Annotated in this window: 24 protein-coding genes, 1 tRNA gene and 4 pseudogenes; 12 read left to right on the top strand and 17 right to left on the bottom strand. The window is 41.1% G+C overall.

What is annotated here, in order from left to right; genetic code table 11:
- Positions 1-47: 47 nt before the first annotated feature.
- The 4 genes and pseudogenes from AB9N12_RS16350 to AB9N12_RS16335 form a co-directional block, all read right to left on the bottom strand.
- Positions 48-932 (bottom strand): Rpn family recombination-promoting nuclease/putative transposase, encoded by an 885-nt coding sequence (locus AB9N12_RS16350; RefSeq protein ID WP_369893195.1) that lies wholly within the window; start codon positions 930-932, stop codon positions 48-50.
- 94 nt (positions 933-1,026) lie between these two features.
- Positions 1,027-1,113, bottom strand: a pseudogene (locus AB9N12_RS16345) (N-acetylmuramoyl-L-alanine amidase); the annotation flags it as partial.
- Positions 1,114-1,327: 214 nt separating this feature from the next.
- Complete coding sequence (locus AB9N12_RS16340; protein WP_369893280.1) at positions 1,328-3,154, bottom strand: DUF3987 domain-containing protein; 1,827 nt, start codon at positions 3,152-3,154, stop codon at positions 1,328-1,330.
- Between the two features lie 22 nt (positions 3,155-3,176).
- On the bottom strand, positions 3,177-3,800 hold the full coding sequence (locus AB9N12_RS16335) for a BT4734/BF3469 family protein (RefSeq protein WP_369893194.1): 624 nt from the start codon (positions 3,798-3,800) through the stop codon (positions 3,177-3,179).
- Positions 3,801-4,441: 641 nt separating this feature from the next.
- Here AB9N12_RS16335 and AB9N12_RS16330 point away from each other — a divergent pair.
- The 4 genes and pseudogenes from AB9N12_RS16330 to AB9N12_RS16315 form a co-directional block, all read left to right on the top strand.
- Positions 4,442-4,624: pseudogene (locus tag AB9N12_RS16330) on the top strand (DUF6808 domain-containing protein); the annotation flags it as partial.
- Between the two features lie 203 nt (positions 4,625-4,827).
- Positions 4,828-5,964: a DUF262 domain-containing protein gene (locus AB9N12_RS16325; protein ID WP_369893193.1), complete on the top strand. Its 1,137-nt coding sequence runs from the start codon at positions 4,828-4,830 to the stop codon at positions 5,962-5,964.
- On the top strand, positions 5,961-7,067 hold the full coding sequence (locus AB9N12_RS16320; RefSeq protein ID WP_369893191.1) for a DUF3696 domain-containing protein: 1,107 nt from the start codon (positions 5,961-5,963) through the stop codon (positions 7,065-7,067). Before AB9N12_RS16325 ends, AB9N12_RS16320 begins: the two co-directional genes overlap by 4 nt.
- Positions 7,068-7,073: 6 nt before the next feature.
- Positions 7,074-8,021, top strand: coding sequence for a hypothetical protein (locus AB9N12_RS16315; protein WP_369893190.1), 948 nt, complete (start codon positions 7,074-7,076; stop codon positions 8,019-8,021).
- Positions 8,022-8,364: 343 nt separating this feature from the next.
- Here the strand turns inward: AB9N12_RS16315 and AB9N12_RS16310 are convergent.
- From AB9N12_RS16310 to AB9N12_RS16290, 5 genes and pseudogenes are all read right to left on the bottom strand, one after another.
- Positions 8,365-8,586 (bottom strand): annotated as a pseudogene (locus tag AB9N12_RS16310) (DUF5053 domain-containing protein); the annotation flags it as partial.
- Between the two features lie 78 nt (positions 8,587-8,664).
- The gene (locus AB9N12_RS16305) at positions 8,665-10,230 is read right to left on the bottom strand and encodes an IS66 family transposase (protein WP_369891586.1); all 1,566 of its coding nucleotides are present in this window, start codon (positions 10,228-10,230) and stop codon (positions 8,665-8,667) included.
- A 78-nt stretch (positions 10,231-10,308) separates the two neighbouring features.
- On the bottom strand, positions 10,309-10,677 hold the full coding sequence (gene tnpB, locus AB9N12_RS16300; protein WP_072542649.1) for an IS66 family insertion sequence element accessory protein TnpB: 369 nt from the start codon (positions 10,675-10,677) through the stop codon (positions 10,309-10,311).
- Positions 10,664-11,041, bottom strand: a complete 378-nt coding sequence (locus tag AB9N12_RS16295) for a hypothetical protein (RefSeq protein ID WP_369892455.1) — start codon at positions 11,039-11,041, stop codon at positions 10,664-10,666. Before AB9N12_RS16295 ends, tnpB begins: the two co-directional genes overlap by 14 nt.
- The gene (locus tag AB9N12_RS16290; RefSeq protein ID WP_369893279.1) at positions 10,977-11,321 is read right to left on the bottom strand and encodes a hypothetical protein; all 345 of its coding nucleotides are present in this window, start codon (positions 11,319-11,321) and stop codon (positions 10,977-10,979) included. The genes AB9N12_RS16295 and AB9N12_RS16290 overlap by 65 nt, the downstream gene beginning before the upstream one ends.
- A 315-nt stretch (positions 11,322-11,636) precedes the next feature.
- On the opposite strand from AB9N12_RS16290, the gene AB9N12_RS16285 reads away from it, so the two are divergent.
- A complete protein-coding gene (locus tag AB9N12_RS16285) occupies positions 11,637-12,023 on the top strand; it encodes a hypothetical protein (protein WP_369888972.1) in 387 nt (128 codons plus the stop codon).
- On the top strand, positions 11,989-12,972 hold the full coding sequence (locus AB9N12_RS16280) for a transposase (RefSeq protein ID WP_369893189.1): 984 nt from the start codon (positions 11,989-11,991) through the stop codon (positions 12,970-12,972). The genes AB9N12_RS16285 and AB9N12_RS16280 overlap by 35 nt, the downstream gene beginning before the upstream one ends.
- Positions 12,973-13,103: 131 nt before the next feature.
- Here the strand turns inward: AB9N12_RS16280 and AB9N12_RS16275 are convergent, their stop codons facing one another.
- Positions 13,104-14,858: a hypothetical protein gene (locus AB9N12_RS16275; protein WP_369893188.1), complete on the bottom strand. Its 1,755-nt coding sequence runs from the start codon at positions 14,856-14,858 to the stop codon at positions 13,104-13,106.
- Between the two features lie 424 nt (positions 14,859-15,282).
- Between AB9N12_RS16275 and AB9N12_RS16270 the strand changes: the two genes are divergently transcribed.
- Genes AB9N12_RS16270 through AB9N12_RS16255 form a run of 4 tightly spaced genes read left to right on the top strand, consistent with a single transcriptional unit; the run spans position 15,283 to position 19,504 of the window.
- Positions 15,283-16,605 (top strand): DarT ssDNA thymidine ADP-ribosyltransferase family protein, encoded by a 1,323-nt coding sequence (locus AB9N12_RS16270; protein WP_369893187.1) that lies wholly within the window; start codon positions 15,283-15,285, stop codon positions 16,603-16,605.
- A gap of 4 nt (positions 16,606-16,609) precedes the next feature.
- A complete protein-coding gene (locus tag AB9N12_RS16265) occupies positions 16,610-17,308 on the top strand; it encodes a hypothetical protein (protein ID WP_369893186.1) in 699 nt (232 codons plus the stop codon).
- 13 nt (positions 17,309-17,321) lie between these two features.
- The gene (locus tag AB9N12_RS16260) at positions 17,322-18,824 is read left to right on the top strand and encodes a hypothetical protein (protein ID WP_369893185.1); all 1,503 of its coding nucleotides are present in this window, start codon (positions 17,322-17,324) and stop codon (positions 18,822-18,824) included.
- Between the two features lie 2 nt (positions 18,825-18,826).
- Positions 18,827-19,504: a hypothetical protein gene (locus AB9N12_RS16255; RefSeq protein ID WP_369893184.1), complete on the top strand. Its 678-nt coding sequence runs from the start codon at positions 18,827-18,829 to the stop codon at positions 19,502-19,504.
- Between the two features lie 186 nt (positions 19,505-19,690).
- Here AB9N12_RS16255 and AB9N12_RS16250 read toward each other — a convergent pair whose 3' ends face one another.
- The 4 genes and pseudogenes from AB9N12_RS16250 to AB9N12_RS16235 all read right to left on the bottom strand — a co-directional run bounded on the left by AB9N12_RS16250 (position 19,691) and on the right by AB9N12_RS16235 (position 22,425).
- Positions 19,691-20,359, bottom strand: a complete 669-nt coding sequence (locus AB9N12_RS16250) for a hypothetical protein (protein WP_369893183.1) — start codon at positions 20,357-20,359, stop codon at positions 19,691-19,693.
- A gap of 2 nt (positions 20,360-20,361) precedes the next feature.
- Positions 20,362-21,285 (bottom strand): relaxase/mobilization nuclease domain-containing protein, encoded by a 924-nt coding sequence (locus AB9N12_RS16245; RefSeq protein WP_369893182.1) that lies wholly within the window; start codon positions 21,283-21,285, stop codon positions 20,362-20,364.
- Positions 21,282-21,659, bottom strand: a complete 378-nt coding sequence (gene mobC, locus AB9N12_RS16240) for a plasmid mobilization relaxosome protein MobC (RefSeq protein ID WP_369893181.1) — start codon at positions 21,657-21,659, stop codon at positions 21,282-21,284. Before mobC ends, AB9N12_RS16245 begins: the two co-directional genes overlap by 4 nt.
- A 208-nt stretch (positions 21,660-21,867) precedes the next feature.
- Positions 21,868-22,425 (bottom strand): annotated as a pseudogene (locus AB9N12_RS16235) (DUF3408 domain-containing protein).
- A 568-nt stretch (positions 22,426-22,993) separates the two neighbouring features.
- On the opposite strand from AB9N12_RS16235, the gene AB9N12_RS16230 reads away from it, so the two are divergent.
- Positions 22,994-23,305, top strand: coding sequence for a helix-turn-helix domain-containing protein (locus AB9N12_RS16230; RefSeq protein WP_369893180.1), 312 nt, complete (start codon positions 22,994-22,996; stop codon positions 23,303-23,305).
- 48 nt (positions 23,306-23,353) lie between these two features.
- Positions 23,354-23,659: a helix-turn-helix domain-containing protein gene (locus AB9N12_RS16225; RefSeq protein ID WP_369893179.1), complete on the top strand. Its 306-nt coding sequence runs from the start codon at positions 23,354-23,356 to the stop codon at positions 23,657-23,659.
- A 350-nt stretch (positions 23,660-24,009) separates the two neighbouring features.
- On the opposite strand, the gene AB9N12_RS16220 is transcribed toward AB9N12_RS16225, so the two are convergent.
- The 3 genes from AB9N12_RS16220 to AB9N12_RS16210 all read right to left on the bottom strand — a co-directional run bounded on the left by AB9N12_RS16220 (position 24,010) and on the right by AB9N12_RS16210 (position 25,912).
- Complete coding sequence (locus AB9N12_RS16220; protein ID WP_369893178.1) at positions 24,010-24,384, bottom strand: hypothetical protein; 375 nt, start codon at positions 24,382-24,384, stop codon at positions 24,010-24,012.
- Positions 24,381-25,598, bottom strand: a complete 1,218-nt coding sequence (locus AB9N12_RS16215) for a site-specific integrase (protein ID WP_369893177.1) — start codon at positions 25,596-25,598, stop codon at positions 24,381-24,383. Before AB9N12_RS16215 ends, AB9N12_RS16220 begins: the two co-directional genes overlap by 4 nt.
- A 238-nt stretch (positions 25,599-25,836) precedes the next feature.
- Positions 25,837-25,912, bottom strand: a tRNA-Lys gene (locus tag AB9N12_RS16210).
- Positions 25,913-26,031: the final 119 nt, after the last annotated feature.

Here is a 26,031-nt window from a genome sequence, read left to right as displayed (position 1 = left end):
TGCTCAGGTTATGGCATACCTCTTTTGTCTCAAAGACTTACTTATTATCAGATTCTTTCAATTTCATCTAAGGAAAGTCCGGAAGCTTGCGAGATAGTGGCAGCAGGGACACCTAGTTCCTTCAGATTACGAGCTATTTCCTGGCTCTTTTTCTTCATGCCTTTCTCTATACCTCTCTTCATCCCTTTCTTCATTCCTTCTTCCATGCCTTCTTTTCTACCTTCCTCTTTCGCAAACGAAATGGTAACCAGCTGGTCACGAAACACTTTGATGCTCTCATCGTATTTCATGCGTTCTTCTTTGCTCAGGGAAGCGATATCGACAATCTTTTCCAACTTCTCGAAGACTGATTTCCGCGCCTTGAAAGGCATTCTTTTCAATGTTTCCATGTTCTTCAATACATAAATCCAACGTTCAAAATCCGTATCACATTCCGACTCCTCCTTGTTGAAAGAAGGGAGTTCGATAAAGATAAAGCGCAACTTGTCTGAGAATGTCTCATGCGTGTCCCGGTCGGTCAATACCACATCCGTACGCAGTTTGTGGGAACCGTTGGGCAGGCTGAAGTTCAAGAAAAACACGCCGTACACCGCTTTCAAGTCAAACTTCCAGAAAATACCCCGCTCTCCCTGACGGGCAATGGTATGGGACAGGTAAAAAAGGGCACGCTCCTTGAAGTTCGTCTGCTGCTTGTTCTGCATCTCGACAACCAGTTGTTCACCGTTTTCCGTCGTACAATAAATGTCATAGATAACCCCTCTGTCTCCCATGTATTCCGGAAGCAATTCCTTGTCCAGAAAGGTTATGTCGGTGATACACTTCTCGTTCACAAGCAATCCGTTTAAGAAATCGATCAACAAGTCTTTCGTAATCTCCTGCCCGAATATTTTTTTAAATCCTACATCCGTAAACGGATTGATAAAGTTTCCCATTCTATTTTTTTTAGTTTATCCGAGACAATGTGTATCCGATTGGAACAAAGATAGTCTATTTTTCGAAGCAGACGGTCCTGTTTTTCTTTTTTAACTAAAACAGATGCTCTTTCACCGGATTGAAGCACGGACACCCTTTCATCGGATTCAAGTCCCGGTGCTCCAATGTACGAGTATCTTTCAGACGGATATGATCTTGTCGGCAAGCCTCCTGTGGATGCCTGGGGAGAGCCTTAAATAAAGCATCGCTTTACGGTGTATAAAGCACTGCTTTACGATGTCTAAAGCATAGCTTTAGACCGGCTAAAGCTATGCTTTATGCAGTCAAAACGGATGCAGTCAATCCCAACGGTTACAGTAAGTAAGGAGGGGACAGTGGGGACACTTTTTCCGATTCACTCACACACACACGCACGCGCGTAAGACCCTTTCCCGTCTACACTGATTAACTTGCCTTGTCGGGTGAGACGTTTCAGCCAAGTGATGGCGGTGCTTTTGTTGATACCCAGGGCAGCTGCTTTTTCCAGTAACTCCGAGCGGGTAAATTCCTGGCCCAGTTGTTGGAAAAGGAAATCCCGGTCGGCATTGGGGCGGTGGCTGACTTCCGAGTTGGGGAGGAACGACAGGATGTGCATGGCGTGACAGTAGAGAGGTTCCGCCAGATTTAGTACGGCGTGGAAGTCTTCTGCTGAGATGGATACGTTCCAGCGGGTGACAATGCCGTCCTGACAGTTGTCCGAAGGAATAGACTTGTCGGGTGTGAAGGGGGAGGAAGAGGACGGTTGGAAACTGTAGGGTGTCGGGTGTTCGAGAGCGTGCAATACGGCTACTTCCGACATGATCCTGCACAAATTGATGGCCATACGCGCCACAAAGCTATACATTTCTCTGTCGTTGGCTATGCTCGAACGAGTGAACAACTCTGAAAAGACAGCATCGATTTCGTTTTTCTGCTCTCTTGTGAGCTGTAAGGTGTGAATGCCATTCTTCTTTATTACGTCCAGTTGATTTTTCCATTCCAGTCCCAACACGTTGAATACCTCTTCCCAGTCTGTCTCGTCGTCTACAAACTGGCTTACCCATTTGTTGATTCCGTACATGTAGTAGTACATCTGGCGGGAGGAACCTCCGTCTTCCGTTGTCGGGATGAAGGCTTTTACCTGGAGCGGGGTACCTGACATCAGGAGCGAAAGGCAGACTTTCTTCGTTTCCCGATATTCTTGGTTGGTGCGGCGGTTGTAGGACAAGAAGTCGTGGTCGAACGCTTTGCGCAGCGTGTCGCTCCAATGGCCGTGTTCTGCTCCGATGGCGGTGGACAGCGTGTCGGCTTCCGACTCGAAGATAAGCCCTGTACCCTCGGAGTCCATAATGTTTTGTAGGATGCCTGTGCCGGTGTTATTGCCTGAAATAAGGAACATCCTGTTAGGGGGCATTTGCGGGATTTCTATTTTCGACCGCTCTTTTCCCATCGCATCGTATTCGGCCTTTTCTTTCCTGTAGACCTTCATTTGCGCTGCCACTTCCGCTCGAATTTCATCGTGGATGGGTTGCACGAGCAGACGGAGGTAAGAGAGGATGCCCTTACCGGAAGCTGAAGGTGCCACAACGAAATATTGGAGGTTGGGATAATAAAATTTGCCTCCATAGAGACATCGCACGTGGCGCGACATGCAGGCTCCCAGTGCGGTGAATGCTCCCATCAGCATGACGTCGCGTTGAATCTCACTTTTCGCAACTTTGATGATGCGCTGCAAAAGTTTCGGCCAGTTTGCTTTCGGCAGAGTGGGCAACGGGTGTTGCGGATCGCTGCCGGATAGCAGTTCTTCTTTTTCTTCTGTGATCGTTTCTTCACTTGTTCTCTCATTTTTCACCTTATTATATGCGCGCGCCTGTGTGAGAAATTGAGGGACTGTCCCTACTGTCCCCACTGTCCCTACATTACTGATTACGACTCCCGCTGTTTCCGCCAGGTGGAAGGCGGTGCCCAGGTGTATTTCTCCACGTTGTGTGTGGAGTGCGTTGGAGAATACCCGTTCGGCATGTACGTGCTGATACTTGGCGGATACTCGACAGAGGCGATGAAAAAACTCACGTCCGGCTTCGCCGCAATCCGTTGCGATGGCGAATGACAATTGTATATACTCAAGATAAGTGGGGGCGATGTCTGCTCCTGCCATTTCGACAGCTTCGGTGAGCCGGCGGATTGATTCAATGTTGGTCATCATTTAATTTTTAATTTATAATTTACTTGTTTCTGAATAATGCTTCCGGGTCATAACTGAGGAAACAGGATCTCACGAGGTCTTTACCGGAGAAATCAACTTTGGATTTCGTTTCGGAAGAGACCGTGGTTACCGTATTGTACGCTGTCTCTACATACCGCATCGCCCAACTCATATTTTCTGTGATATTGGGGGCATCATCTGTGGTGGAGGAATAACGGCAAGGAACAAAAGCCTTTACACCCAGTCCGCTGGGACTGATAAATGTGAGTACAGGCTGTAAGAGAGGATCTTCATATAGCATACGGCGCATTTCCGCAGCTTCCTGATAGGAGCAGAGACCGTCCACATCCACTATCACCAGGTGAGACGGGGAGACGAAGTCTTTGCTGTTGCGGCGGGTGAATATGCCGCAGGGGGTCACATAAGGTAACAATGATGCTTTGGCAGTTCGTATATCTGCGGCATTCCGTACTTGTCCGGTCAGGGCTTTGAGATTCTCGTTGCCGGTAATCATTTGAAAAACTTGTCCGATGGTGACTTCGCAGAAGGGGATAAGCGTGGGAGGAGTCATCAGTCGGCCTTGTTTGTCTTTGATAGGAGCAATAGGGGGCATGAAATAAGACATTCGGTAATTGTTTTGCATAATTTTTTGTTGTAATGAATTAAAAAACTTACTTTTGCAGAAACACACACAAATGTGTTTCAAAACACTGCGTGAATTTAGCAAATGCAAAATAAACACCGTCCTGACATGTTGGGACGAAAGGGGAAGTTATTAAATAATATAATGTAATTTTAACAGTGAAAAGAATGGAAAATGAGGTCGCTTGTTACGTAGCTTTTGGTGCTTATATTAAAAAATTGCAAAAGCGTGCGAATTTGAGAAATGAGGATATATACAAGGGAGTAAATATCGGTCATACTACTTTAAGTCTTTTAAAAAAGGGGCTAAACGCCCGTTGAGTGATTATGTAAAAGTGGTGGAGTTTTGTCTGGAGGCTTTGACTGATGAGGAAGCCGGTGCAGTTTGGGATGAATGGAAGGTCATGTATTTTCAATATAGGAGGGAAAAAGAGAAGGCGAGAGAAATACGGTGTTTGACGAGCTTTCCGGATGTTATCGGGTACTAAGATTGCAGAGTTGGCTGGTATCAATAGAAACTCCTTGTGATACTCATTGGCTGTCATTTCATCAGTAGATCGTCCACATCTTTACTGAAATAGGTATCAAGATTGAGCGGTATTAACAGATGAGCCTGTGATGACAGATTGTAACGGATGGCGCGTGTGTCTTGATTTCATGGAGGTGTACAGAGACAAGGAAATTATTACTCTTTCACCTTTTCAGAAGAAACACTGGGGATTAGGCTTACAGATAGGTTGTAGTTATCAGGGCGGTTGGTATGTTGGGGTTGGAGTGAGTTATAATTGTGGCAATGGTAGTTATAGAATATGTGTTTATGTGTGATGAAACTTAAAGTGTTGATAGATGTTTTGTAATTAATAATTTGTATAAATATACTGTTTAGCAATTGGTTTAAATGGAATAATAATCAAGATACATTTTACTAATAAAAACTATACGATAATAATTGGTGATTGTTTTTCTAAAATATTAAAAGAAAAAGGTTACATTTGCATTGCATATTATTAGAATTAAAGGCTAAATAAATGAAAGAAGGAGAAGGCATACAATTAACAATTGAAGGATTTGCTGAAGATGCGGATAGAGATTTGTCAAAGATGCATCTTCCAGAAACAATGACAGAGCCTTTTGACCCTAATGAGATTCGTATTATTCCACAAACGTTATCTATTGATAATGTGATTGCTCGTATTAGAAATGATGAAATAGATCTTAATACGGAATTCCAAAGGAAGGCTAATTTATGGAAACGTGATGTACAAAGTCGTTTAATAGAATCCCTTATGTTAAAACTTCCTTTGCCTGCATTTTATTTTGATGCTAGTGAAGATGATCGTTGGTTGATTGTTGACGGATTACAGCGACTATCTGCTTTGAAAAATTTTGTTATAGATGAGAATTTACCATTGATAGGATTAGATATATTAAAGGACTATGATAATAAGGGATTAAAATTTAATGATTTACCTCGAATTATGCAAAGGAGAATTATGGAGGCAAATGTAACTTGTTTCTTAATAAGTCCTGGTACACCTAAAAAAGTTAAGTATAATGTTTTTAAAAGAATTAATACAGGTGCATTATCTTTGAATGATATGGAAATTCGGAATGCACTAAATCAAGGGCAAGCTTCTACTTTTCTTAAAAAAATAACAGAAGATGCTGGCTTTCGCAAACTAATTCCATTACCTAATGAAAGGATGGAAGATCGTGAGTTGGTTTTACGGTGCGTAGCTTTTATACAAACAAACTATTTAAAATATGAAAGTCCTTTAGGTGCTTTCTTAGATCGTGCAATGGAGAAATTGCAAACAACTTCATTAGATGAGTTGGAGAATATTGCGAGCTCAATATTGCGAGGCATCAAGATTCATACTGGAATTTTTGGAAAAGATCGTTTTAGTAGGTCTGTGATTTCTGACAATATTCCCCGGCGCCTAAATAGTGCTTTATTTGAAGTATGGGTGGTAATTCTATCAAAATTAACAACGTTACAAATAAGAAAAATTTACGATAATCAAATTTCATTAAGAAATGAGTATAAACAGCTATTTGGGGATAAATCATTTAATGATGCTGTGACAACATCAACAGCTAGCAAAAATGCTGTAATTAATAGATTTACGAAAATAGAATCTTTAATAAAAAAACATATTGTATGATCACTAGTCTATTTTTAAAGAATTTTAAAGCATTTAGTGACGTTGAGATTAATTTATCTCCTCTCACTTTATTCTGTGGTAAAAATGGGATGGGAAAATCTTCTTTAATACAAAGTTTATTAATACTGAGACAGTCTTACATGGCTGATAAGTCTTTGTCAAGACTTCAACTTAATGGCGATTTGACAAATATTGGTTATGGAAAGGACTTGTATAATATTGAAGGAGACGGAGATATTGTATTTGATATTGTTTTTGAGAAAATTAGACACCTCTCATTGTCTTATTCTCTTAAGTCTGATTCTGATATATTGCAGCTTATAAAAGGAAATGCTGATTCTTTTAATATTGGTAATTTGTCGTTGTTTAATGATAAATTTCAATATTTGAATGCTGAACGTATTACTCCTAAACGTACATATGAAGCGTCCCCATATGCTGTTGAAGTTTTAAGGACTTTGGGGGAAAAAGGACAATATGCAGTACATTATCTTGATAAATATAAGTTTGATACAATTCCTAATCTAAACTTAAAACATCCCAATGCTAAATCTAATACTCTATTAGATAATGTGAATGCATGGATCAGTGAAATAACTTCGGAAGTACGTGTAAAGCCTAGATTTCATCCTGATTTAAAAATATCTACATTAGGATATGAGTTTATTAATCAAAAAGATACAACGCCTGAATTTACATCCGTTAATACGGGGTTTGGCATTACATATGTACTTCCAATAATAATTGCACTTTTAAATGCCCAAAAAGGAGATTTATTAATATTTGAGAATCCAGAATCTCATTTACATCCCAAGGGACAAGTTATGTTGGGGAAATTAATATCGTATGCAGCAAATGATGGGGTTCAAATATTAGTAGAGTCTCACAGTGATCATATTTTTAATGGCATGAGAGTGGCTATTAAGGAAAAAAGGATATTGGCAAATAACTTTTCTGTATATTTCTTTTCTAGGGCAGAAGAAGGGCACTCAATATATATTGAAGAACCTTTAGTGGATAGCGATGGGCGTTTATCTTTTCAACCTAATGACTTTTTTGATGAGTATACTAAACAACTAAGTCTGTTGATACAAAAAGATTAATTGGTTATGGAATATATGTTAAATGAACTATCATTAAATCATGTACAAACAAAAATGCAAGTATATGGATTAATGGAAAATTTTGTTCATGCTGCTGTTTATGCAGAACAAAAACTAGGATTAAGTAATTTACGTATAGATATATCTTTGGGGAAAAACTTATTTGATTTATCTTTTTTGAGTAATTATTCCATTGGCGCATGGTTGGGGGATTTTAAAGTGAGTAAGGATTTGAAAGATAAGTTCCTTATCATCGTTTCTTCTTCACCTTTGATTACTGATTGTAAATTAGAAAAGCGATTTGAAGAGGAAAATTGTTATTTTAATGACAATTTGGGGCAAGGTCTTAAGGCTGCTTTGATTTGTAACACGCTATGTATTAATTTCCTGACGGAAGAATGTTGGAATACAAATAAGTTATCTGTTATACATGAATATATTGAGAATAATGATATTATAAAATGTGAAGAACAAATTTGTTGTTTTGGAAATAAATATCATGTTGAATCACATCTTGATTGGCTACGAAAGCAGAAATTTGAAAAGTTGAAAGATGGAAAAGAGCTTTGGAACAACAAAAGTGTTTTTTTCCCTAATCTTATTTTTTGTAGTAGTGTTAAGCAAAATTTAAATAGACTAGGGAAGTCTATAGATTTAGCTAATATTATTAGAAGATTACAAGTGCTGGATGAAGTAGCTATGGAATGGAAAGCTGGTAGTTTTAGTTATGAATCTGTTAATAATACCAAGAGTATAGTAATTCATCCTGAAAGTCAAATGACATTAGACAATTATTCTGCTGTTAGATGTTTTTCATTGCCTAATGGAGAGAGGATTGTATTTTCTTTACATGTAATCTGTGGAAATTTGCGGATGCATTTTTATCCCGATAATCAAACAAGAGAAATATATGTAGGCTATATAGGTCCTCATTTAAGGACGTGGTTGTATTAAGTATATTTCTATTTATCATATTCCAACTTGACAAATGCACAAGAATCTCGGATTGTGGCAAGTATATCTTGATTCGATGATTTTTAGTGATAAGCAAGAATTGGGATTAACAACACACGAATCAACAAACTCTCAAGAAGGGTTACATAAGGTAGAACTAATGTATAAATAAAAAGTTCGGTAAGGATATAAAAAAGTGAGGGAAACCACCCCTTCACCAAAGTCAAAAATAATCCGAATAATGTCCGTATTATCTTGATGTTGCAGAGATACAACTATTTTTCGATTAGGCAATGAAAATCCTTGCATCGGCTCAAATGCAGGGATGGTGTCAAATAAGAGCTTAACTGATTTTTAATGATGTCTGATGAATCATTTCGCTAACATCGTTCAAAGCGTTCAGGAACGTTTTGAGTTCATTGTCAGTAAAGCGAGCCTTTTTCCCGTTGACTATATTCCCGTTAATACGCTGATATAACCAGTTTCTACTTTTACCAAAATATTTCTTTGCAATATAACTGAATGAGATTGCTTCGGGCAATTCTCCAAGTTTATTAGTAAGCATTCGGTAAACCACGTTGCAATTTTTGTGAAATTAGTTCCGAATCGGTGCTATTCGTAGTCGATTCGGAACTAATAGTATCTATTCGGAACAAGTTTGATTGGATTTTACCCAATTACGTGGTAGAAGTTCTTCCATATTCTTCTCATCCCTTTCATAATATGGAATTTTGCTCAGGACATCTTCCATCCAGATTCTGGGGTCTACTTCTGCTGATTTGCAGGTTGAAATCAGTGAGTATACGATGGCAGCTCTGTATGCTGATGCATCGTTTCCGCAGAACAGATAGTTCTTTCTTCCCAAAGCCAAAGGTCTTATGGCATTTTCTATACGGTTGTCATCAATTTCGATTCTTCCGTCGTTTACGTATCTGGAAAGTCTTGGAAGGAGCGTGTACGTATATTCGATGGCTTTACCCATACGGCTTTTAGGAAGCACTCTAAGATAGGTGTCCTGCAGCCACTTTTCAAATTCAAGTATCAGCGGATAGGCCTCACTGATACGTTTTTCCTTACGCTCTTCAGCTGTGAGCCCTGCATCATTGGCTTCAGATTCTATCTTGTACAACTTGCCGATGTAGTGTATTGCCTGTGTGGCCAGGGTCCTGTTCTCTTCCAGGGCATCCACGTACTTCCTTCTGACATGTGCCCAACAGCCGACCATAGTGATTCCTTTCACCTGCTCAAACTGTTCGTAAGCTGCATAGCCGTCACATTGCACAATGCCATGGTAACATCCCAGCAGTTCACGGGCTACAGTCCCCGAACGGCTGCCACGGTCATAATGGAACATGACGTCCCCCGTGATGCCGTCGCGTACGCACCACTCATACCCCTTTTTCGCCTTATGTTTCTCATTGTCCAGCACAGGAATGACACTCTCGTCCACTTGTATATACTCACTGGAGAGTATCTTCTGTTTGAGCAGGTTGTACAGCAACCTGAGTTTCTCCACCGCCATTTCATACCATCCGCACATGGTAGATTCGCTTATGCTGATTCCTGATTCGCGATACTGCTGTATCAGACGATAGAACGGGAGATGATACATGAACTTGCCGATGATAATGTCTGTCAGGACCGAGGCGCCTGCCATACATTTACTGACCGGAACAAGAGGTAGAGGGTGAATCAGGATCTGTCTTTCCTCGGGGTATTTCTCCATATCGGACTTACTTATCACTTTGTGACGGACAGTCTTCAGGATATACAATTTTGCCGGAACACGTTCCAGGCGTGAACTCTCTTCCTTTCCGATTTCAATGAAATCATCCTTAAGCCTGCCTTCCCCGTCTGTTGTCCCTTCGGGGTAAAGATCAACAACCTCTACCGCAAGAGAAGATGTATCCAAGGGCTTGCGGGCCGGCTTCTCCTTGACTTTTATGGTTCTGGTGATTTCTTCATCGCTTTTGCGGACTTCCTCCTCCATCCGGGATATTTCCATGGAGGACATTTCAGCTTTTGAGAACAGGAACAGTTGGTTGGGATCAAGCGGAAGATTCTTCTCGCTCATCCGGCCAAAGACTTTTTTCCGAAGCCAGTACAGCGACTGTTCCAGTGAGGAAACCCTGCTGATAAGCGCCGCTTTATCCTGACGGAGCTGCTCTAATTCTTCCAATAAGGCTTTTTCCTGTTCCTCTGTAAGCATCTGCATCTCATTTTTTCACAATGTAAATATACTAAAATCCAATGACATACAAAAGCAAACAGAGTAAAAAATCCGATACTATTTTCGAAGTTTCTGCAGGTTTTCAAGTCTCGTGCGACGGGAGTCACGGGCTTCCATGATACCCTCCACTATCATGACAAGTTCCCGCCATTCTATATTTGTACAGACCTCATTGTCGTTGGCAGAATCAGGTTTACCTAAGGTACCGGCTTCCAGAAGTTTGGAATATAACACCATGCCGCCAGGCTCCCAATGCAGGAGTTTTATACGGTCACGGGCACGGTTTATGAAGATATACACGTTGCCGTTACAGGGGTCCTGACCCATGGCGTCGGTGATGATACCGCTGAGGGTATGGAAGCTTTTGCGCATATCAGTTGGGCGGTTATACAACAGATAGCGCATACTGTCATTAAGGCTGAACATGGCTGCAGGCCCGGATGATTGAAAACAGTTCCTTTTCATTTAGCTCACCACAAATGCGTATGGCACTACCGGCCGGTGTACGTATTTCTATCTCTTTCAATCCGCTTGGCGTGGTCGGTGTACTTTTCTGTTTCCGTCCGGTTGTACCGGCAAATGAAGGAACCGGAACAAAAGATCCGCTATGCGGAAGCTCGATAAACTCACCTTGAGCCGTTTTACCAGATGATTGCTCGGCGGCATAACGGGATTTGCTGTCATAAAACCGCCATACAGGGATATTGAGTTCCTCTAATCTTGACTTATAAGTCACTTTGTGCTCTTTGCAGTAGTTCATTATTTCTACTACTTCTTCTCGTGTCATCATAACTTGGCTTTTTGGACGTAAAGTTAATGATGGAAGGTGGAGACGAAAATACGTGGTTTACCGAATGCTTACGTTTATTACGTAATATGGCTTCTTCCGCTCTTTCTATGTAATCATTGCAGGCACTTACCGTTGCTTTTAGCCCGGCTTCAGATGCTTTCTTGTAGGCCTCCTTTTGTGCTTCCGGCAGTTTGTGATATTTATCCTGCATTTCTTTCTTGAAAGCTTCTTTTTCTTCTGCGGTTTTCAGTCCTTTAAATCTTTTAAAGTCAGCTTGCATTTCTTTTGTTGGCAGACAAGCATCCCAGTCTATTTCTTTATCTTTCATCAGTTAAACATTAAAACTAAGAACTCTTATTTGATACACAAAGATAATAAGCGTTTGCTTATTATACAAATTTCCAGTGATTTAATATGGGATTATTCTTTTTTCAAGTTGTCAAGTATTTACCTGATTGCTTTATCAGCGTGTTTCTTCATTATTGTGACATTAGGTACTAATGAAGATGAGGAAAGTTCGGAAAAATAGGGTTCACCGGTAAAATCATGTGGTCTTCTTCTCTCCAATTCTTATCTTTGCCTTCAAAAAACTCTTATGACTAGTTACGATACTCTTTTAGTTCTTGCTCGCTTCATACTCCCAGCTGACCTGTTGGAGTGTTTTGATATTGTTAAAATAGAGAACACCGCTGAAATGTTAACCATTCATTTAGATGAGCAAAATCTTCCTCCCTTGTCCTCTAGGGTTCACTCTTTAGAGTCCAAAGGTTTTCTTCCTCCGGTTTATATTCGTGATTTTCCTATCCGTGACCGTAAGGTAAGCTTATGTGTACGGCGTCGTAAATGGCTCGACAAGGAAACTGGTTCTATCATCTGTAACACTTTTGAGCTTACCGCTCAGGGAACGCGACATTCAAAAGAATTCGCGTCTTTTTTAAAAGGATTGCTTGGAGAAATACCCGATTACGGCCCGCTCTCTTGAACGTTATTATCATATTGACGGTGATCAGTTTGAGCGGCAATATAAAGAGTATCTAAGTGACTACCGCATGTGGGATCAACTGTCCCATGCCGCAAACTGGCTGCTGTTTTCCGAGAACCTGGGACCGTACTTGAGTATTGATGAAACTTCCCTTTCTAATGGTGAGTTATATACTATAATCATCAACAGAGAGGCACACGGTGGTAAAGGTGCTATCGTGGCTATTGTCAAGGGTACCAAGGCTGACGATGTCATAGCTGTGCTAGAACAAATCCCTGAAGAAGCACTTCGGATGGTGCGGGAGGTCACTCTTGATTTGTCAGAAAGTATGCGCAAGATCGTTCGCAGATGTTTCACCTCGGCTATCCGTGTGATAGATCGCTTCCATATTCAAAAGCTGGCGTGTGATGCTGTACAGGAAATTAGAATCGGACACCGTTGGGAAGCTATACAAGAAGAGACTGATGTCAGGCAGGAAGCTAAAGGTCTGAAAAAGAAATATACCCCTTTTACCTTTGAGAATGGTGATACACGCAAGGAATTATTGGCAAGGAGCCGGTATCTGCTTTTCAAATCTGCTGAAAAATGGACTGAGGCACAGAAGCTCAGAGCTACAGTCTTATTCAGAGAATATCCGGATATTAAACGGGCATATTCACTTAGTCATTCTTTAAGAATGATTTTTAATAAACGATCGATAAAGGCAGGAGCAAGAACCAATTTAGCGAAGTGGTATCAAGAAGTAGAACAATCTGGATTTGAATCGTTTAACACAATAGCTGCTACATTATATGACAGAAGTGAGGAGATACTAAACTTCTATATTAATAGGGCATCAAATGCTGCTGCAGAATCATTTAATGCGAAAGTTAAACAGTTCAGAGAACAACTTAGAGGGGTTATAGACATACCCTTTTTCTTGTATAGACTAACTAAAATTTATGCATAAAACCACAGGATTTTATCGATGACCCCACAAGACTTTACCGGTGACCCAAATTTACTAAATATCCCTATTGTAACTTTAAAAGAATAGAAAATAGCTTTCCACTTATATTTTTAGCCACCTCTCATCTCGCATCATACTATATTATCTTTCACGTTCTTAATCATACTCCTAATGGTATTATTTTCCATGCGCGAATAAAGAGTCTGAGTTATCAGCTTATTGCTTTTATTATCTACATGCATTGGATCATTATAGATATTCCCTAATAAGTAGTATATTTCAGGAACATCAACACCTTGCTCTTCTGCATATCCAAGTTTTTCTGAAGTCCCATGCTTACTTAAAAAAGTATCTTTTTGCTCCACAGTTTGGAGTTGTATATACACTCTTCTCTCAATAATCTCACGCAGTGCCACACACACCGCTAATGCATCATATGCTCTATTCTGTAGATATGCATCTAAATGCTCTATACAATACTGCTTGAATACATTTATATCAGCCCATTGTGAAGGGCATTCTCCTATATTGCCAGACATATTCTTCGAATAGTCTTTATAGAAATGAAGCATATACTTAGATATATCCTCTTCTGCGCCATGTCCAGCAGCCCTTGAAAGTTCTTTTCTTTTCCTCAATAGCTTCATCATATTATCACTAGCATGTGGATGAGGAAGTGGACAAAGATAGTAAACTTTCAAATCCTTAAAAGAATAATGCTGATTGTAATAATCCGGATTTAAATGGCTCAATATGATTGGAAAGATGTTCCTACCTTCTTTGTGTAATTCTTTTATCATTTGAGTGATATAGAATTGAGCAGCCATCAGGTTTGCATCATCTAAATAATCGAAAACCTCATCAATAATAAGTATATTGTTTTCTTTTATAAGCTTAGACTTTGCTTTGTAAAGGTTTGCCAAGAACACCATAATATCGCGTTCTCCATTTGAAATGCGTTGTGCATCCCCTATTTTTAAACTAACCTTATCGCCCACTTTATGTGGCGCAATTCCATTCCAAGTCTGCTTAAGAACGGCAAACAGTTTTCGGCAGGCTTGGTCTTGCTCTTTATACTCAGCATAGTCCATTCTAGCCTTAAACTCATCCCCCTTTCTATAATATAGCGTTACAAGTCTAACTGCGCGCAGTAATAACTTTGCCTTGTTAGTTTCAGGCGTCTTTAATCGGAATTTCTCGATAGCATATGCTATCGCATTAATTGCTAACAAATTATTATAATCATCTGTTTCTATTATACTATGACGCACATCTATTGTACCTTTATAAGATTTGGAACGTTCAATAAAATCCGTTATTTGTGTCATTGGGCGTTTTGTGCATTTCAATGCTTCAATATCCAATCCAGCCATAAACTTATTGTCAGACAGAAAATCATTGATAACAGGATAATATCCTACAGGCGCATCTGTTAATGAATACACATCGTCAAAATCATCAACAAGTTGAACTTGGGCAGGAATACTATCAATCATTACAACTTCTGGTACACTCAAATGAGCTTTACCCATAGCAAAACCACCATTTGCAATTCCAGGTGATACAGCTGTCAAACTATTATTGATAACATATATTCCAAATCGCTTGACAATATCGTTTCTATCCTTATCTGCAATCAAAATCAAATCAGGCTCTGAAGTCTTTATTGTCATACTGGGGGAGTTATTCTCATCACCCATATAAGCATCATTCTTATTCATCTTCATCCTCGAACGATTCAGCCACTGAAAAGCAAATGCAAATGATGACTTGCCTGAGCCATTTGGTGCCACAAGAACGCTTGGCTTATTTGGAATCATATTTAGTTCAACCTCGTGATCCCCTAAACCTCTAACGTTTTTAATATGTACAGATTTAATTTTCATATACTTCAAATTTCTATTACTCAGTTCTTTCACTGCTTAGCAATCACTTTCAAACCGACAACACTTTGCTATATCCTTACACCAAAGAAAACATAGAGTCTTTCCTTATTAAAGCACAGCGTGTTACAGAACTTTTCTGCTTAATCGGTAACGATTTAGAAACCAACGACATTCTGTGTTTCGCTCAATATTGCATCAATCAAAAGAACGCTTTATTTTCTGCAAATGTACAAAAAATATTCGGATTTATATCTTAGACGTTTCTTTATTACAGTATTAATGAGTACTTTTGCAGTGTAGTCCGTGAGACACAAGACATATTTGCTCTATAGCTTCACAATCACCACTTGAACAAAAAGAGCAACAACTATTATAGGAGCTGCACCCGATATGGGCGCAGGCTTCCCATATATAGTTGTGGTTTGTGGTGAACCGTGAAGCGTATGGTGAATGTCTGCGCCTTGCTATATATGAACGAATAGCTAAAAAAATGCTTCTAAATTGGTTAAAACGAATATTGGGCATAACGCAAACATCATCGTCATCAAACGAGAATGACGGTAAGAGAGCTTCATTGTCAAAATCGTTAGATAAAGAATTAGATGCTCGGAAGAAAACAGTACAGGAAGAAAGAGAACAGATGAAAATTTCTTCTATGGACTGGTACAAGATTTCCGTTCCTAAACCTATTGAAAGAAAGCTGAATTCAGTCTATCAAGCATACAAATTTGGTGAAGTGCTGAATCTGAAAGCACTGAAAGAAGAACGACTAAAAAAAGAGGCTTGTGAACTTAAGATTTTAGAAGATAAAACGAAGACTTTGCTTTCAGAGATAGAGACTTTGATTGATAGGAGGAAGGCGGAAGACGCAAAAAACAAGTTGAACAAAATCCTTGATAAAATTGTCAAAGTAAAAGATTTATCCATCCGAGAAAAATATCAGCAGCTTCAATTCCGTTTAGATAAGATTGTTGCAGAACTTGAAAAGGAGAAACTTGCACGTCTGGCAGAAGAAAGATTGCGTAAAGAGGAAGAAGAACGAAAGCAGAAAGAAGCGGAGGAAAAGGCAAGAAAAGAAAAAGAGAAAAAAGAAAGAGAAGAAAGGGAAAGGCGAGAAGCCGAAGCAAAACGACTTGCTGATGAAGTCCGCCGAAAAGAAGCAGCAGAACGAAAAGAAAGACAACGATTGGAAGCCTTGTCATCCGAATTAAAAGAGGATTGGCAAAATATATTGAATGTGCTGCAAAAGAATGAAATCAAGTACTTATACCATTTTACAGACAGAAGCAACATTCCACTAATTAAGAGGTATGGTGGTTTGCTTTCATGGTCTTATTGTGAAAAGCATGGCATAAAGATTCCACGACCTGGAGGTGGTGACTTAAGCCGTCAACCGGATGTAAGCAGAAATCTTCAAGATTATGTGCGACTAAGTTTTACAAGAGAGCATCCAATGAAATATATTGCAAAGAATGACGGAAGAATAAAAGACCCAGTTAATCTGATAATTGACATAAAGGCTGCCTGCATTTCAAGTGCATTATACTCCAATAAAAATGCAACCATAAAACGCGAACCTGTGAATATAGGAAGTTCTATCGCTGATTTGGAACAGATACATTTCAACTCGGTAAAAGTGCGAACACATTTTGATTTAGACGATAATGAACGTTCATTCTTCCAAGCAGAGGTAATGGTAAAAACATTCCTTTCTAAGGAATACATAATAAACTTAGACAAATTTTAGAGTTATGATATACGTTGTAAACAAAAAACGAAAATTAGAAAAGGTTCAAGAGGAGTTCCCCCAAGCTGCGATATTAGATATCACATCTACATCGAATATGAGATATGCGCAGATATTGAGCCCATTTTACCCACACATGAATATACCCATTCCTTTCACAAAAGGTCTGACAGCAACGTGCGTTGAAGCGGTGTGGCAAGGTCTGAAAGTTTTTGAAGGTGCAGACGTTGATTTTGCCACATTCAGGAATGATACAATGAAAGATCTGAAAAGAACTGTTCGTAAGTACGGTATGCCAAAAGGACATCGGAAAGGAGCATATGGTAAAGAACTACTAGGCTACTTCGAGGCTCGAATGCTGATATATTTACCCACATACAAATGGGTGCTTGACAATATTCCGGAAGTACACCATGTAGTAGAGCGTATCAAAGAACAAAGTAAGAAACAAGACATTGTGCTATTAGATTACAATACCAATATCGATTTTAGAGACGCTTCAAAACCATTATCACATGCAGGGCTTGTAAAGCTCTATATCGAGGGGATTTACCCTGAAGGTTTAGGGAGCTATCAACCCATGACCAAAGATGAATTGGAGCTAAAGAAACTACGAGACAAGGAGCTAAAGAAAGAGATAAAAAACAAAGCAAAGGCGCAAAGAAAAGAACAAAGTGCTAACTTATTTGATAACAACGAATAACTAACATAACTTTATGGAAAATATAAACGAATACATTGGTCTTATTATAGCAACAGTTGTTGTTATAATTGTAGTTATATTACAGATAACCAGCTTTATTAAAACAAAACTTAAGATTTTCGAACTTGGAAATTTGTTTAATGAAGTGGAAAGCCTGTTTCTGAAAGAAACGTCTCTTGTCCCGGATATATTGAAATCTAAAAGTTCATTGCAGAGGTTCTTGTCCAATATCCCTAACCGTCATGTAAAGTCAGAGATTGAAGAAGAAAGAATTGATTATATCAATCTCTCTCTAATTGCAATGCCTGAAGGCAAGAAAGCGAAAGGACGGTTCTGCGTAATTATCAACAGGACTAACGAGTATCTATGTAAGAATACAGGAACTAGCGCAGACTTGGGAATTCTTGAAAGTATATGCGACAACCAAAAAAACACTTTAGAGGATGAAATTCATAATAGTCTTAATGTTCCACTTTATTTAGGCTTAGCTGGAACTTTCATCGGAATCATTACTGGATTATGGGGTATTAATTTCGAAAGGATGTTCGGCACAAGTGGAGAGTTTACGGGGCTTCAGCATTTGCTTTATGGGGTAGTTATCGCCATGAGTGCAAGTTTTTTGGGATTGGGACTAACTGTATTTAATAGTGCCGTTTCATATAAGAAAGCTGTATCTAAGTCTAATGAAGGAAAAGAGGAATATATTGATTTCCTTCGTCGTGAATTGATGCCTCTACTATCAAACAGTATGGCTTCAAGCCTAAACTCTTTACGAGGAGTACTTGGGCACTTTGTTGACAAGTTTGGTCGTAATCTTGATGCTTATGCAGATTCTGCAGAATTGCTTAACGACAATCTGGAAAAGCAACATTTGGTATTGGAAGAGATAAATAAATTGAGCTTGACAAAAACCGCCAACAAAATTGCAGAGACATTTATGCAACTGAAAGATTCCTCTGATTCTTTTTCTGTGTTTCAGACATATCAGCAACAACTAAACTCCACTATCACAAATATTTCGGGCGCAGTTACTCAGATACAAACTTTACTGACTAAATTTGATGAATTTTCAGCTGGCTTATCACTTGTTGTAAGCAATCAGAATAAAGCAAGCGAATTACAAAGAGAATTCCAAGAAGCTATCACAACACACTTTCCGACAGGTTCTGAAGCTCGTGATGTATGGCGGAAAGAATTTGATATGTTTATATCAGAAGGTAAACAAGTTTCTGAGAGTCTATCTACTCAATTAGTAGCATCAACAGAGCATATTCGTAATTTTTTAGTAAACAACAAAGAGTTCTTTGACACGTTTGAAAAGATGAATGAAGTGCTTGCCACAATGGTACAATATACACAAGTACAGGCGGACTGTTATAAGGATTTGAAAGGAGAAATCTTAAATCTTCGCAAAGATTATAAAGATGCCCAACAAGAATCAATCGAACTGCACAAAGCTACACTTAAAGCCGTTGATTCTATGACAAAAGCCATTATGAATGTAAACAAGAACTAATCATGGCAAGGGGTAAGTATAATGATTCATTTTGGCTCAGTTATTCAGACTTGATGACAAGCCTATTTTTTATTATGTTAGTACTGTTTGTTGTGTGCATAGGGAAAATGAAATATGACAACATAGCATTACAGAACGAAAGAAACAATGCTAATGCTGAAGCAGAAAAACTAAAACAAATTCTTCAACTCGAAACACAATTTGAAGAGCTCAGCAAATCTTCTGCTTTACTGTATGTTGAAAGGAAAAAAATGTTTGTCGCAAAAGATTTCATAGGGATAGAAATATTCAATCCCAATGATGACATTATCAAGCCAGAATACATTGAGACTGTAGATAATGTTGGTGAATCCTTGCAAAAGGTTGTCAAAAGATTGCATGAAAAGAATCCAAATCTGAATTTTCAACTGGTTATTGAAGGAAACGCAGCTATTCCTTGGCAACAACTTCAAAATAAATCTTTCAATCCCGATAATATATGGATGTATGAGCTAAGTTATCATCGCGCTTTGGCTCTTTATCGACGGTGGCTTTCAAAAGGTATAAATCTCCGCAACTATAATACCGAAGTTATCATAGCTGGAAGTGGTTTCAATGGAATCAACAGAGACAATATAATTGAAGAAAACAATAAACGATTTGTCATTCAGATTATTCCAAAGATATCAAGACCTCAATAATCACTTGAAAATGACTAACCGTTATTGCAGATAAAGATTAGAGGCTATGTTATTTTTTGAACACAACCTCATAAGAGAAGAGAGATAGCTTAACCAATCATATAGTCGTGAATCACCAGACAATAGATTGTCTCATCCTTACCCTCTTTGCTCGAAGGACGGAATTCCACTTTTACCGATGCCAGATCAATCGGATTTAGGGTTGCTGGTATTGGGCTTGACTTTGCCTTTTAAGTCCTCCTGCATCAGACTGTCTGAGACGGTTTTCAGGGATGTGTCATATCCGTCCGCCTGCTTCCGCACCCATTCGATGGCTTTCTCGTCCCGGTGAATGTCGAAGACCTTGTTCAGCCAAAGTATATTGTCAGCATCGCATCCGCCCCATGAACGGATGGCACGGAACTTCAACGCATCGTCGGCGTATTGGCGTTTGGACTGCCATTGCTCGATGTTGCCCCACAGGGATAAGGCGCATACCACGCCAAGCCCGACGACAAAAGAGAAGACCTTGCTTGACTTGATGTCGAAACTGTGTCGGTGGATATGCTCCTGCGGCTGCAATTCTTGTTGTGCTTCTTGCTCTTCCTGTGTCTTGATTGCATCAGGTTTGTGCAGGGGCAGGGTGGCAAGTTGCGAGTATGCTTTCCACTGCCTTTCCAATAAGACCTTAATCTCTTCGGATTTGGCTTTTGCCGTTTCTGCTACCGCATCCTTTATCGGGGACAAATCCGGCTTGTCATTTCCGGTTTGTGGTTGCTTGGTTATCAATCTTGGAAGTTCTTCCAACTTACCGTTTATACCTTTCAAAGCGGTTTTGATTTCCTCAAAGAGGATGAATACATTGTTGTCTGCCATAGTTACCAGTTGATTTTACGTTGTTTTTTCTTTTTCTTGTTTCTCAGGTACGGGTCGTAAGGCTGCTGTTCTTCCGGCACATTGTTCGGAGCGAACAAACCTAACGAGCCGTTAATGAGGTCGCCTCCGCTGTTTGAGATTGGGCTTATTTCTTCCCGATTAGCTTGCGGATGTGGTTGCGTCTGCCGTTCCTCATGATTGTTGAGCCTTAACGCCATGTCAATCTTGGAATAGCTGAACAGCCTGTCCACCTTGGAGCCGTTGAAACGGTAGCCGTTCATGGAAAAGACGATATCCTGAATCTCGTCAGTGCTTCCCTTGTATTTGAACTCAACATCCACGCCCTGCCGCTTCAAGTTATTGACGAGCACGTTCCAGTTACCACACCTTCCGACTTCCGTTTTCAAGATTTGATACAGCATGTATCTTGTCTTGTCCGGCTCACGCAAACGGTGGATTTTCACCTGTTCCTTCCCGTTTGCGCAATGCAACCCGTATTTCTTGGTCAGTTCTTTGCAGATGCGTTTGTTGCGGAAGCGGTCGTTCCTGTCGGATATGGTCTTGCCGTTATTGTCGATGCGGTTGAAAGCTATATGAACGTGCGGATGCTCCTTGTCGAAATGTCGCCCGATAATGTATTGCGTGTCCCTGATGCCCATCTTCTCCATATACTCACGGGCAATCTGCGCCATGACCGTATTGTTCAGGCGTGGTGAATCCTCTTTGGAAAAGCTCAATGCGATATGCCCGACTGCTTTTGTCACCCTCGGATTCATCTGCGCCTGTCCGATGAATCCCTGCGCTATCGTGTCGTTATTTTCCAGAAACAAGCCGTCCGCATCTATGATTTTAGTGCCTTTCTCATCATTCAGGATGTAGTAAACCACGCCCCTGAAGTCCGATCCTTTCATGATTTTCGCTATCATAGGCGTATCCGGTTTACAAGGTTGTCCATCTCTATCATCAGCGTGCGGCAGGGCATGAACACGGAGGCATACCCCTCCGCATTCGCCTTTCGTGCGAGCTGGTTCAGGTTGTTCGCCATGCCGCACAGCTTGCGGATAAAGTCGCCATGCTCTTTTGAGAGCCGTTCTTTCACGCCACCGTCTTTGATGCAGCCACGGATGAACTCGCTGGCTGAGACTCCCGCCGACTTCGCCTTGGACTTCAACAGGTAGTAGTCCTCCGTTGCCATCTTCACGGTGATACGGTACTTCAACTTCTCGGCGGCACCCTTGACGGGACGACCGCCTTTGTTTGTCCGTTCCCGTCCGTCATTCTTTATTTTTTCGCTTTGCATGATTATCATTTCTTGTTTCGTTTACTGATTACAATGATTCCACAGGATATAGACCAACGGGATGTGGCTTCCCTGCGAGGTTTGGAGCGGGGCAAGTGGTTTCGGTCTGCCCGAAACATAAACTTGCCTCCTCCAAACTTCGTTATCAGTAATTTAGAGCATCCCTGAAAGATACCCTAAAGACACCCCGCCGGTCTTGCCTTAATTCCTATAATTTACGCCATTGGTCGATATCGTTCCCGTAAGCGGCAAGGTGCTGCCGGGCGAGGTTCTCGACCAATCCCGACACGCTCATGCCCCTGTCTCCGAGGCAGCGGACAATCCTGTCCAATTCGTCCCGTACCTCGCGGCTGACGAACACGGGCTTGCGGTCGGCAATCTTGGGGACTTGCAGGTAGGTGGCGCGGTACTCGTCCAACGACAGCCTGCGTTGCTTGCTGCTGATACGTCTGACAATCGTCCGTTCCGCAGGAGCATCCGTTTTGGTAACAGCTGCCTATACTTCTTCGTCGGCATCATCGGAATCAGTTTTCCATACCTCCGGCTCGTCCTGTCGGATTGCATTGGATACCGCCTCCTGTATGGCGGATGTGTCCGGTTCATCCATCGGCGGGAAGAGGTTTGCTTCTTCCTTCATAGCGGTTTCTTGTTCCGAAACGGAAGTATCTGCCTTCGGCTCACGTCTGTTCATGGAAGGCAGGTAGTCTTCCAACTTGAAGTTCTTGAACTCTTCATCGTTCTCGATGTTTTTGAATTTCTTACTCATTGTTTTTCTTGTTAAAGGTGAATACTCGTTGGTCTTTATGCGCATAGTTGACCGTTTGTCGGGAGCAAAATAACTGCCTGTAATCCAGTCTGTCAAGCGAATGGGTGCAGTAGGGCAATTTTGTATGGTTTTGCCGATGTGGAGTATTCATACACGGTGAGAACTTCTATGATTTGCCGGATTGTTGGGATTACACGGAGAGCGGTCCAGATTGGGACAAGGGCTTATGGCAAACCGTGTCGGTGGCTTCTTTTCTTATATTAAGGAGCGGGGGGCCAACAGCCATTATCCGCATCTCTCCTGAATAAGGATAATCAAACGGTCATGTTTCCATTCTCCAAAAAACAAGTCCGTATTCATGGATTACGCTTTGCACTTGGAAAAGTATGCAGACAACCGACAACAGCTATAAGCGGCAAAAAGAATGTACCGTACAAACAACCTGCTATGATGCCAACCTCTACCATACTGGAGCCAAATGCTGCCAGTTCTGAAAAAGCCATTGTTTTATAGGATTTAGCCCTTTTCTTTGCAGCAAAAAGAGAAATAACAACAAAAAATAATGTATATGGAAATCGTATCTATTGAAAAAAAGACCTTTGAGGAGCTGGTCGCCAAGTTCGACCGTTTCGTCCGCCGCATGGATGCCATCTGCCATCGGCATGGAGAAAAAAGAATGAACGAGTGGATGGACAATCAGGACGTGTGCCAAATGCTCAACATCAGCCCACGCACGTTGCAGACACTGCGCGATAACGGCACGCTGGCTTACTCGCAGATAAACCATAAGACGTATTACCGTCCCGAAGACGTGCAGCGTATAGTCTCGGTTGTAGAGGACAGGCGGAAGGGAGCCAAGTTCAAAGGCAGGACGATATGAATGCAGTAAACAGAGTATAATGATAACAACCACTAAATCCAAAGTAATATGAACGAACTGATGACCAAGAACAGTGAGTGGATAATCCACTTCATGAGCAACATTGACCGCCTGTTGGACAGTTTCGAGCACCTGACAGCCAATTACCGACCGACATTGGGAGGAGAACGGTTCTTTACCGACAAGGAGGTGTCGGCACGCTTGAAAGTGAGCCGCCGGACGCTTCAGGACTACCGCAACGAAGGACGGATACCCTACATCCAGTTAGGCGGCAAAATCCTCTACCGGGAATCCGACATCGAACGGATGCTGTCGGACAGCTACCGCCCTGCATACAGACTGACAGGCACCTGATTTCCTTAAAGGAGCGAAGTTTGCCGTCCGCCCACGATTTGAGGCAGCAATAGTCCACCCAACGAAAAAAGAAGGAACGGCTTACGGATGAAGCATCATTATCAAACTTCATTTGTAAGCCGTTCCCTTTTTCGTTTCTTCTGATTTCCCGTCAGTCGCTCGTTTCCGTTGCCGGATGCACTAAGAGTGTGTGGCAGGCAGCGGCAAGGTTTTCGGGCTGAATACGCTCAAACTAGTTTGAGGAAGATTCTGCCCGGAACGGCTTTGCCGCCCGACCTTGCGGCTGACACCCAAGCCACGCGCTACCTTTGCATCCGTGCATCGGGAACGCGTGACTGGCGGGATGAAGCTCAACTATACCATAGGTTGCCGCCTTTGCCACAAGAAACGAACAGCATCGCTTGTGTTCCTTTTGTCCTTGCACAGGTTCTATCCATTACAAACCGTCTGAACAAGAAACTATCTCTACTGCATATCCTGAATGCAACGGCTATAACCATTTCAAGGCTGTAAACGTCATAACTGATGCCGTTAGTTTGCTTGACATACTTCATCGTTTCAACCTCGCTCAATTCCTTGTTCTTGTAGATTGACCGTATCGCCTTGCGGACGTTACACGAGAATACACCGAACAGGTCGGCAATCTCAAATTGCGTCATCCATATAGGTGCGGTCGGTATTGTGAACACACCTGTTTCACTGATAGTCATTATTCCTCTGTTCATATTGCACTAAATTTTCGTTTCAAAACATTCATTTCTTCAGAAACAGTCTTATCCATCAGTTTCGCATAGATTTTTGTAGTTCTGAGGTCAGAATGACCTAACATCTTTGCGATTGATTCCATAGACACTTTATTGGCTATGGCGATGCAGGCAAAGGTATGCCGAGCGATATGTGTGCTCAAAGTCTTCTTGATGCCACACACATCCGCAATCTCTTTGAGGTAGCTGTTCATCCGTTGGTTGGACGGTACAGGCAATACCACTCCCTTTTTGACACATTCGGGATGGCTCTTGTATTTCTCCGCAATCATTCGTGGTATATCCAGCAAGGGGATGTTGCACATGTTGTTTGTCTTTTCGCGTGGCTTTCTAATCCAATAGTCCCCGTTGCTGTCTTGTGTGATATGCTCCGGTGTCAGATGTTGGGCATCCGTAAATGCTAAACCACTTAGTGCACAAAAGACAAAAATATCACGGACGGTTTCAAGGCGTGGTATATCAAATTTCTTATTGATGATGGCATTGAGTTCCTCTTCCGTCAAGAAATCACGGTTGCTTTGTGTCTGGTGAAAATGGATTTCAATGAATGGATCATCGGTTATCCATTTGTTGACCAATGCGAGTCGGGTGATTTTCTTCAAGTTCTTCAGATACTTGACAGCCGCATTTTGAGCGCAGTTCTTCTGCACCTTTACAAAGTGTTCAAAGTTCAGAACAAATTCATGGTTCAGCTCCTTCAACGGAATGTCCTTCAAACCGTATTGGCTTTGAAGCATTTCCTCCAGATAGCGGACAGTCCTTTCGTACCTCAAAACCGTACCTTTCACATAATCGCGGTCTATAAGTTCCCTGTACTTTTTGTTATGCTCACGGAATACTTCCAAGAGCATCTTAGGAGCTTCGCCCCCTCCATTGAATTTCTGCATCATGATGAAAGCTGTGATAGGCTTGCCGTCTTGCAGCAGTTCGCGATGTATCTGATAAATTTTTGTTCTGACAGATTCCAGATACTGATTCAGTTCCAGTGCTTTCCTGTCTTTCCCTACCACACATCCTTTGGATGCGTTCCAACGCTCTTCGGCAACGCTGCGTTTGATTTGCATTTCTGCACGTTGCCCGTTTACGGTGATTCGTATCCCGATGGGTGCCTCACCGTTTTTCAACAGTCTTGTTCTTCTGATAAAGAAGAGAATCGAGAAATAGTTTCTTTGCATGGCTTGATACTTTTTTGGTTGCAAAATTAAGTTCCAAAGCCAAAAGTGCGACTACGCAAAATAGTGTGTATCAATGCAAAACAACCTTATTCGGTGGACTTTTTTAGTCGGAATCTTACTCCACCGAATTGGTCGGTGAAAGTTGCTATATTCTGCGTAAAAAGGGGAGGTTGGTAGAAAAGAAAAATCCCCGATAACTGTTGGTTATCAGGGATTCTCTTCGATTTGCATCTTTGTCTGGTGATCCGCCTGGGGCTCGAACCCAGGACCCCAACATTAAAAGTGTTGTGCTCTACCTGCTGAGCTAGCGAATCGGTCCTTCCGTATATTCTTTTCGAATGCGGCTGCAAAGGTATAACATTTTTTTATAACGCCAAAAGAATTCAAACATTTTTCTTATCTTTGTGCCATTATCAACAATATATAATCATAC

It is taken from the genome of Bacteroides sp. AN502(2024) (assembly GCF_041227145.1).
Lineage (GTDB): Bacteria > Bacteroidota > Bacteroidia > Bacteroidales > Bacteroidaceae > Bacteroides.
The sequence above is the reverse complement of the archived record's forward strand: the minus strand, read 5'-3'. Positions and strand labels throughout refer to the sequence as shown.

Coding starts and splice junctions, on each gene's coding strand:
- AB9N12_RS16350 (WP_369893195.1), bottom strand. CDS start 932: ATGGGAAACTTTATCAATCCGTTTACGGATGTAGGATTTAAAAAAATA.
- AB9N12_RS16340 (WP_369893280.1), bottom strand. CDS start 3,154: ATGACCAACATTGAATCAATCCGCCGGCTCACCGAAGCTGTCGAAATG.
- AB9N12_RS16335 (WP_369893194.1), bottom strand. CDS start 3,800: ATGCAAAACAATTACCGAATGTCTTATTTCATGCCCCCTATTGCTCCT.
- AB9N12_RS16325 (WP_369893193.1), top strand. CDS start 4,828: ATGAAAGAAGGAGAAGGCATACAATTAACAATTGAAGGATTTGCTGAA.
- AB9N12_RS16320 (WP_369893191.1), top strand. CDS start 5,961: ATGATCACTAGTCTATTTTTAAAGAATTTTAAAGCATTTAGTGACGTT.
- AB9N12_RS16315 (WP_369893190.1), top strand. CDS start 7,074: ATGGAATATATGTTAAATGAACTATCATTAAATCATGTACAAACAAAA.
- AB9N12_RS16305 (WP_369891586.1), bottom strand. CDS start 10,230: ATGCTTACAGAGGAACAGGAAAAAGCCTTATTGGAAGAATTAGAGCAG.
- tnpB (WP_072542649.1), bottom strand. CDS start 10,677: ATGTTCAGCCTTAATGACAGTATGCGCTATCTGTTGTATAACCGCCCA.
- AB9N12_RS16295 (WP_369892455.1), bottom strand. CDS start 11,041: ATGATGACACGAGAAGAAGTAGTAGAAATAATGAACTACTGCAAAGAG.
- AB9N12_RS16290 (WP_369893279.1), bottom strand. CDS start 11,321: ATGCAAGCTGACTTTAAAAGATTTAAAGGACTGAAAACCGCAGAAGAA.
- AB9N12_RS16285 (WP_369888972.1), top strand. CDS start 11,637: ATGACTAGTTACGATACTCTTTTAGTTCTTGCTCGCTTCATACTCCCA.
- AB9N12_RS16275 (WP_369893188.1), bottom strand. CDS start 14,858: ATGAAAATTAAATCTGTACATATTAAAAACGTTAGAGGTTTAGGGGAT.
- AB9N12_RS16265 (WP_369893186.1), top strand. CDS start 16,610: ATGATATACGTTGTAAACAAAAAACGAAAATTAGAAAAGGTTCAAGAG.
- AB9N12_RS16260 (WP_369893185.1), top strand. CDS start 17,322: ATGGAAAATATAAACGAATACATTGGTCTTATTATAGCAACAGTTGTT.
- AB9N12_RS16255 (WP_369893184.1), top strand. CDS start 18,827: ATGGCAAGGGGTAAGTATAATGATTCATTTTGGCTCAGTTATTCAGAC.
- AB9N12_RS16250 (WP_369893183.1), bottom strand. CDS start 20,359: ATGGCAGACAACAATGTATTCATCCTCTTTGAGGAAATCAAAACCGCT.
- AB9N12_RS16245 (WP_369893182.1), bottom strand. CDS start 21,285: ATGATAGCGAAAATCATGAAAGGATCGGACTTCAGGGGCGTGGTTTAC.
- mobC (WP_369893181.1), bottom strand. CDS start 21,659: ATGCAAAGCGAAAAAATAAAGAATGACGGACGGGAACGGACAAACAAA.
- AB9N12_RS16230 (WP_369893180.1), top strand. CDS start 22,994: ATGGAAATCGTATCTATTGAAAAAAAGACCTTTGAGGAGCTGGTCGCC.
- AB9N12_RS16225 (WP_369893179.1), top strand. CDS start 23,354: ATGAACGAACTGATGACCAAGAACAGTGAGTGGATAATCCACTTCATG.
- AB9N12_RS16220 (WP_369893178.1), bottom strand. CDS start 24,384: ATGAACAGAGGAATAATGACTATCAGTGAAACAGGTGTGTTCACAATA.
- AB9N12_RS16215 (WP_369893177.1), bottom strand. CDS start 25,598: ATGCAAAGAAACTATTTCTCGATTCTCTTCTTTATCAGAAGAACAAGA.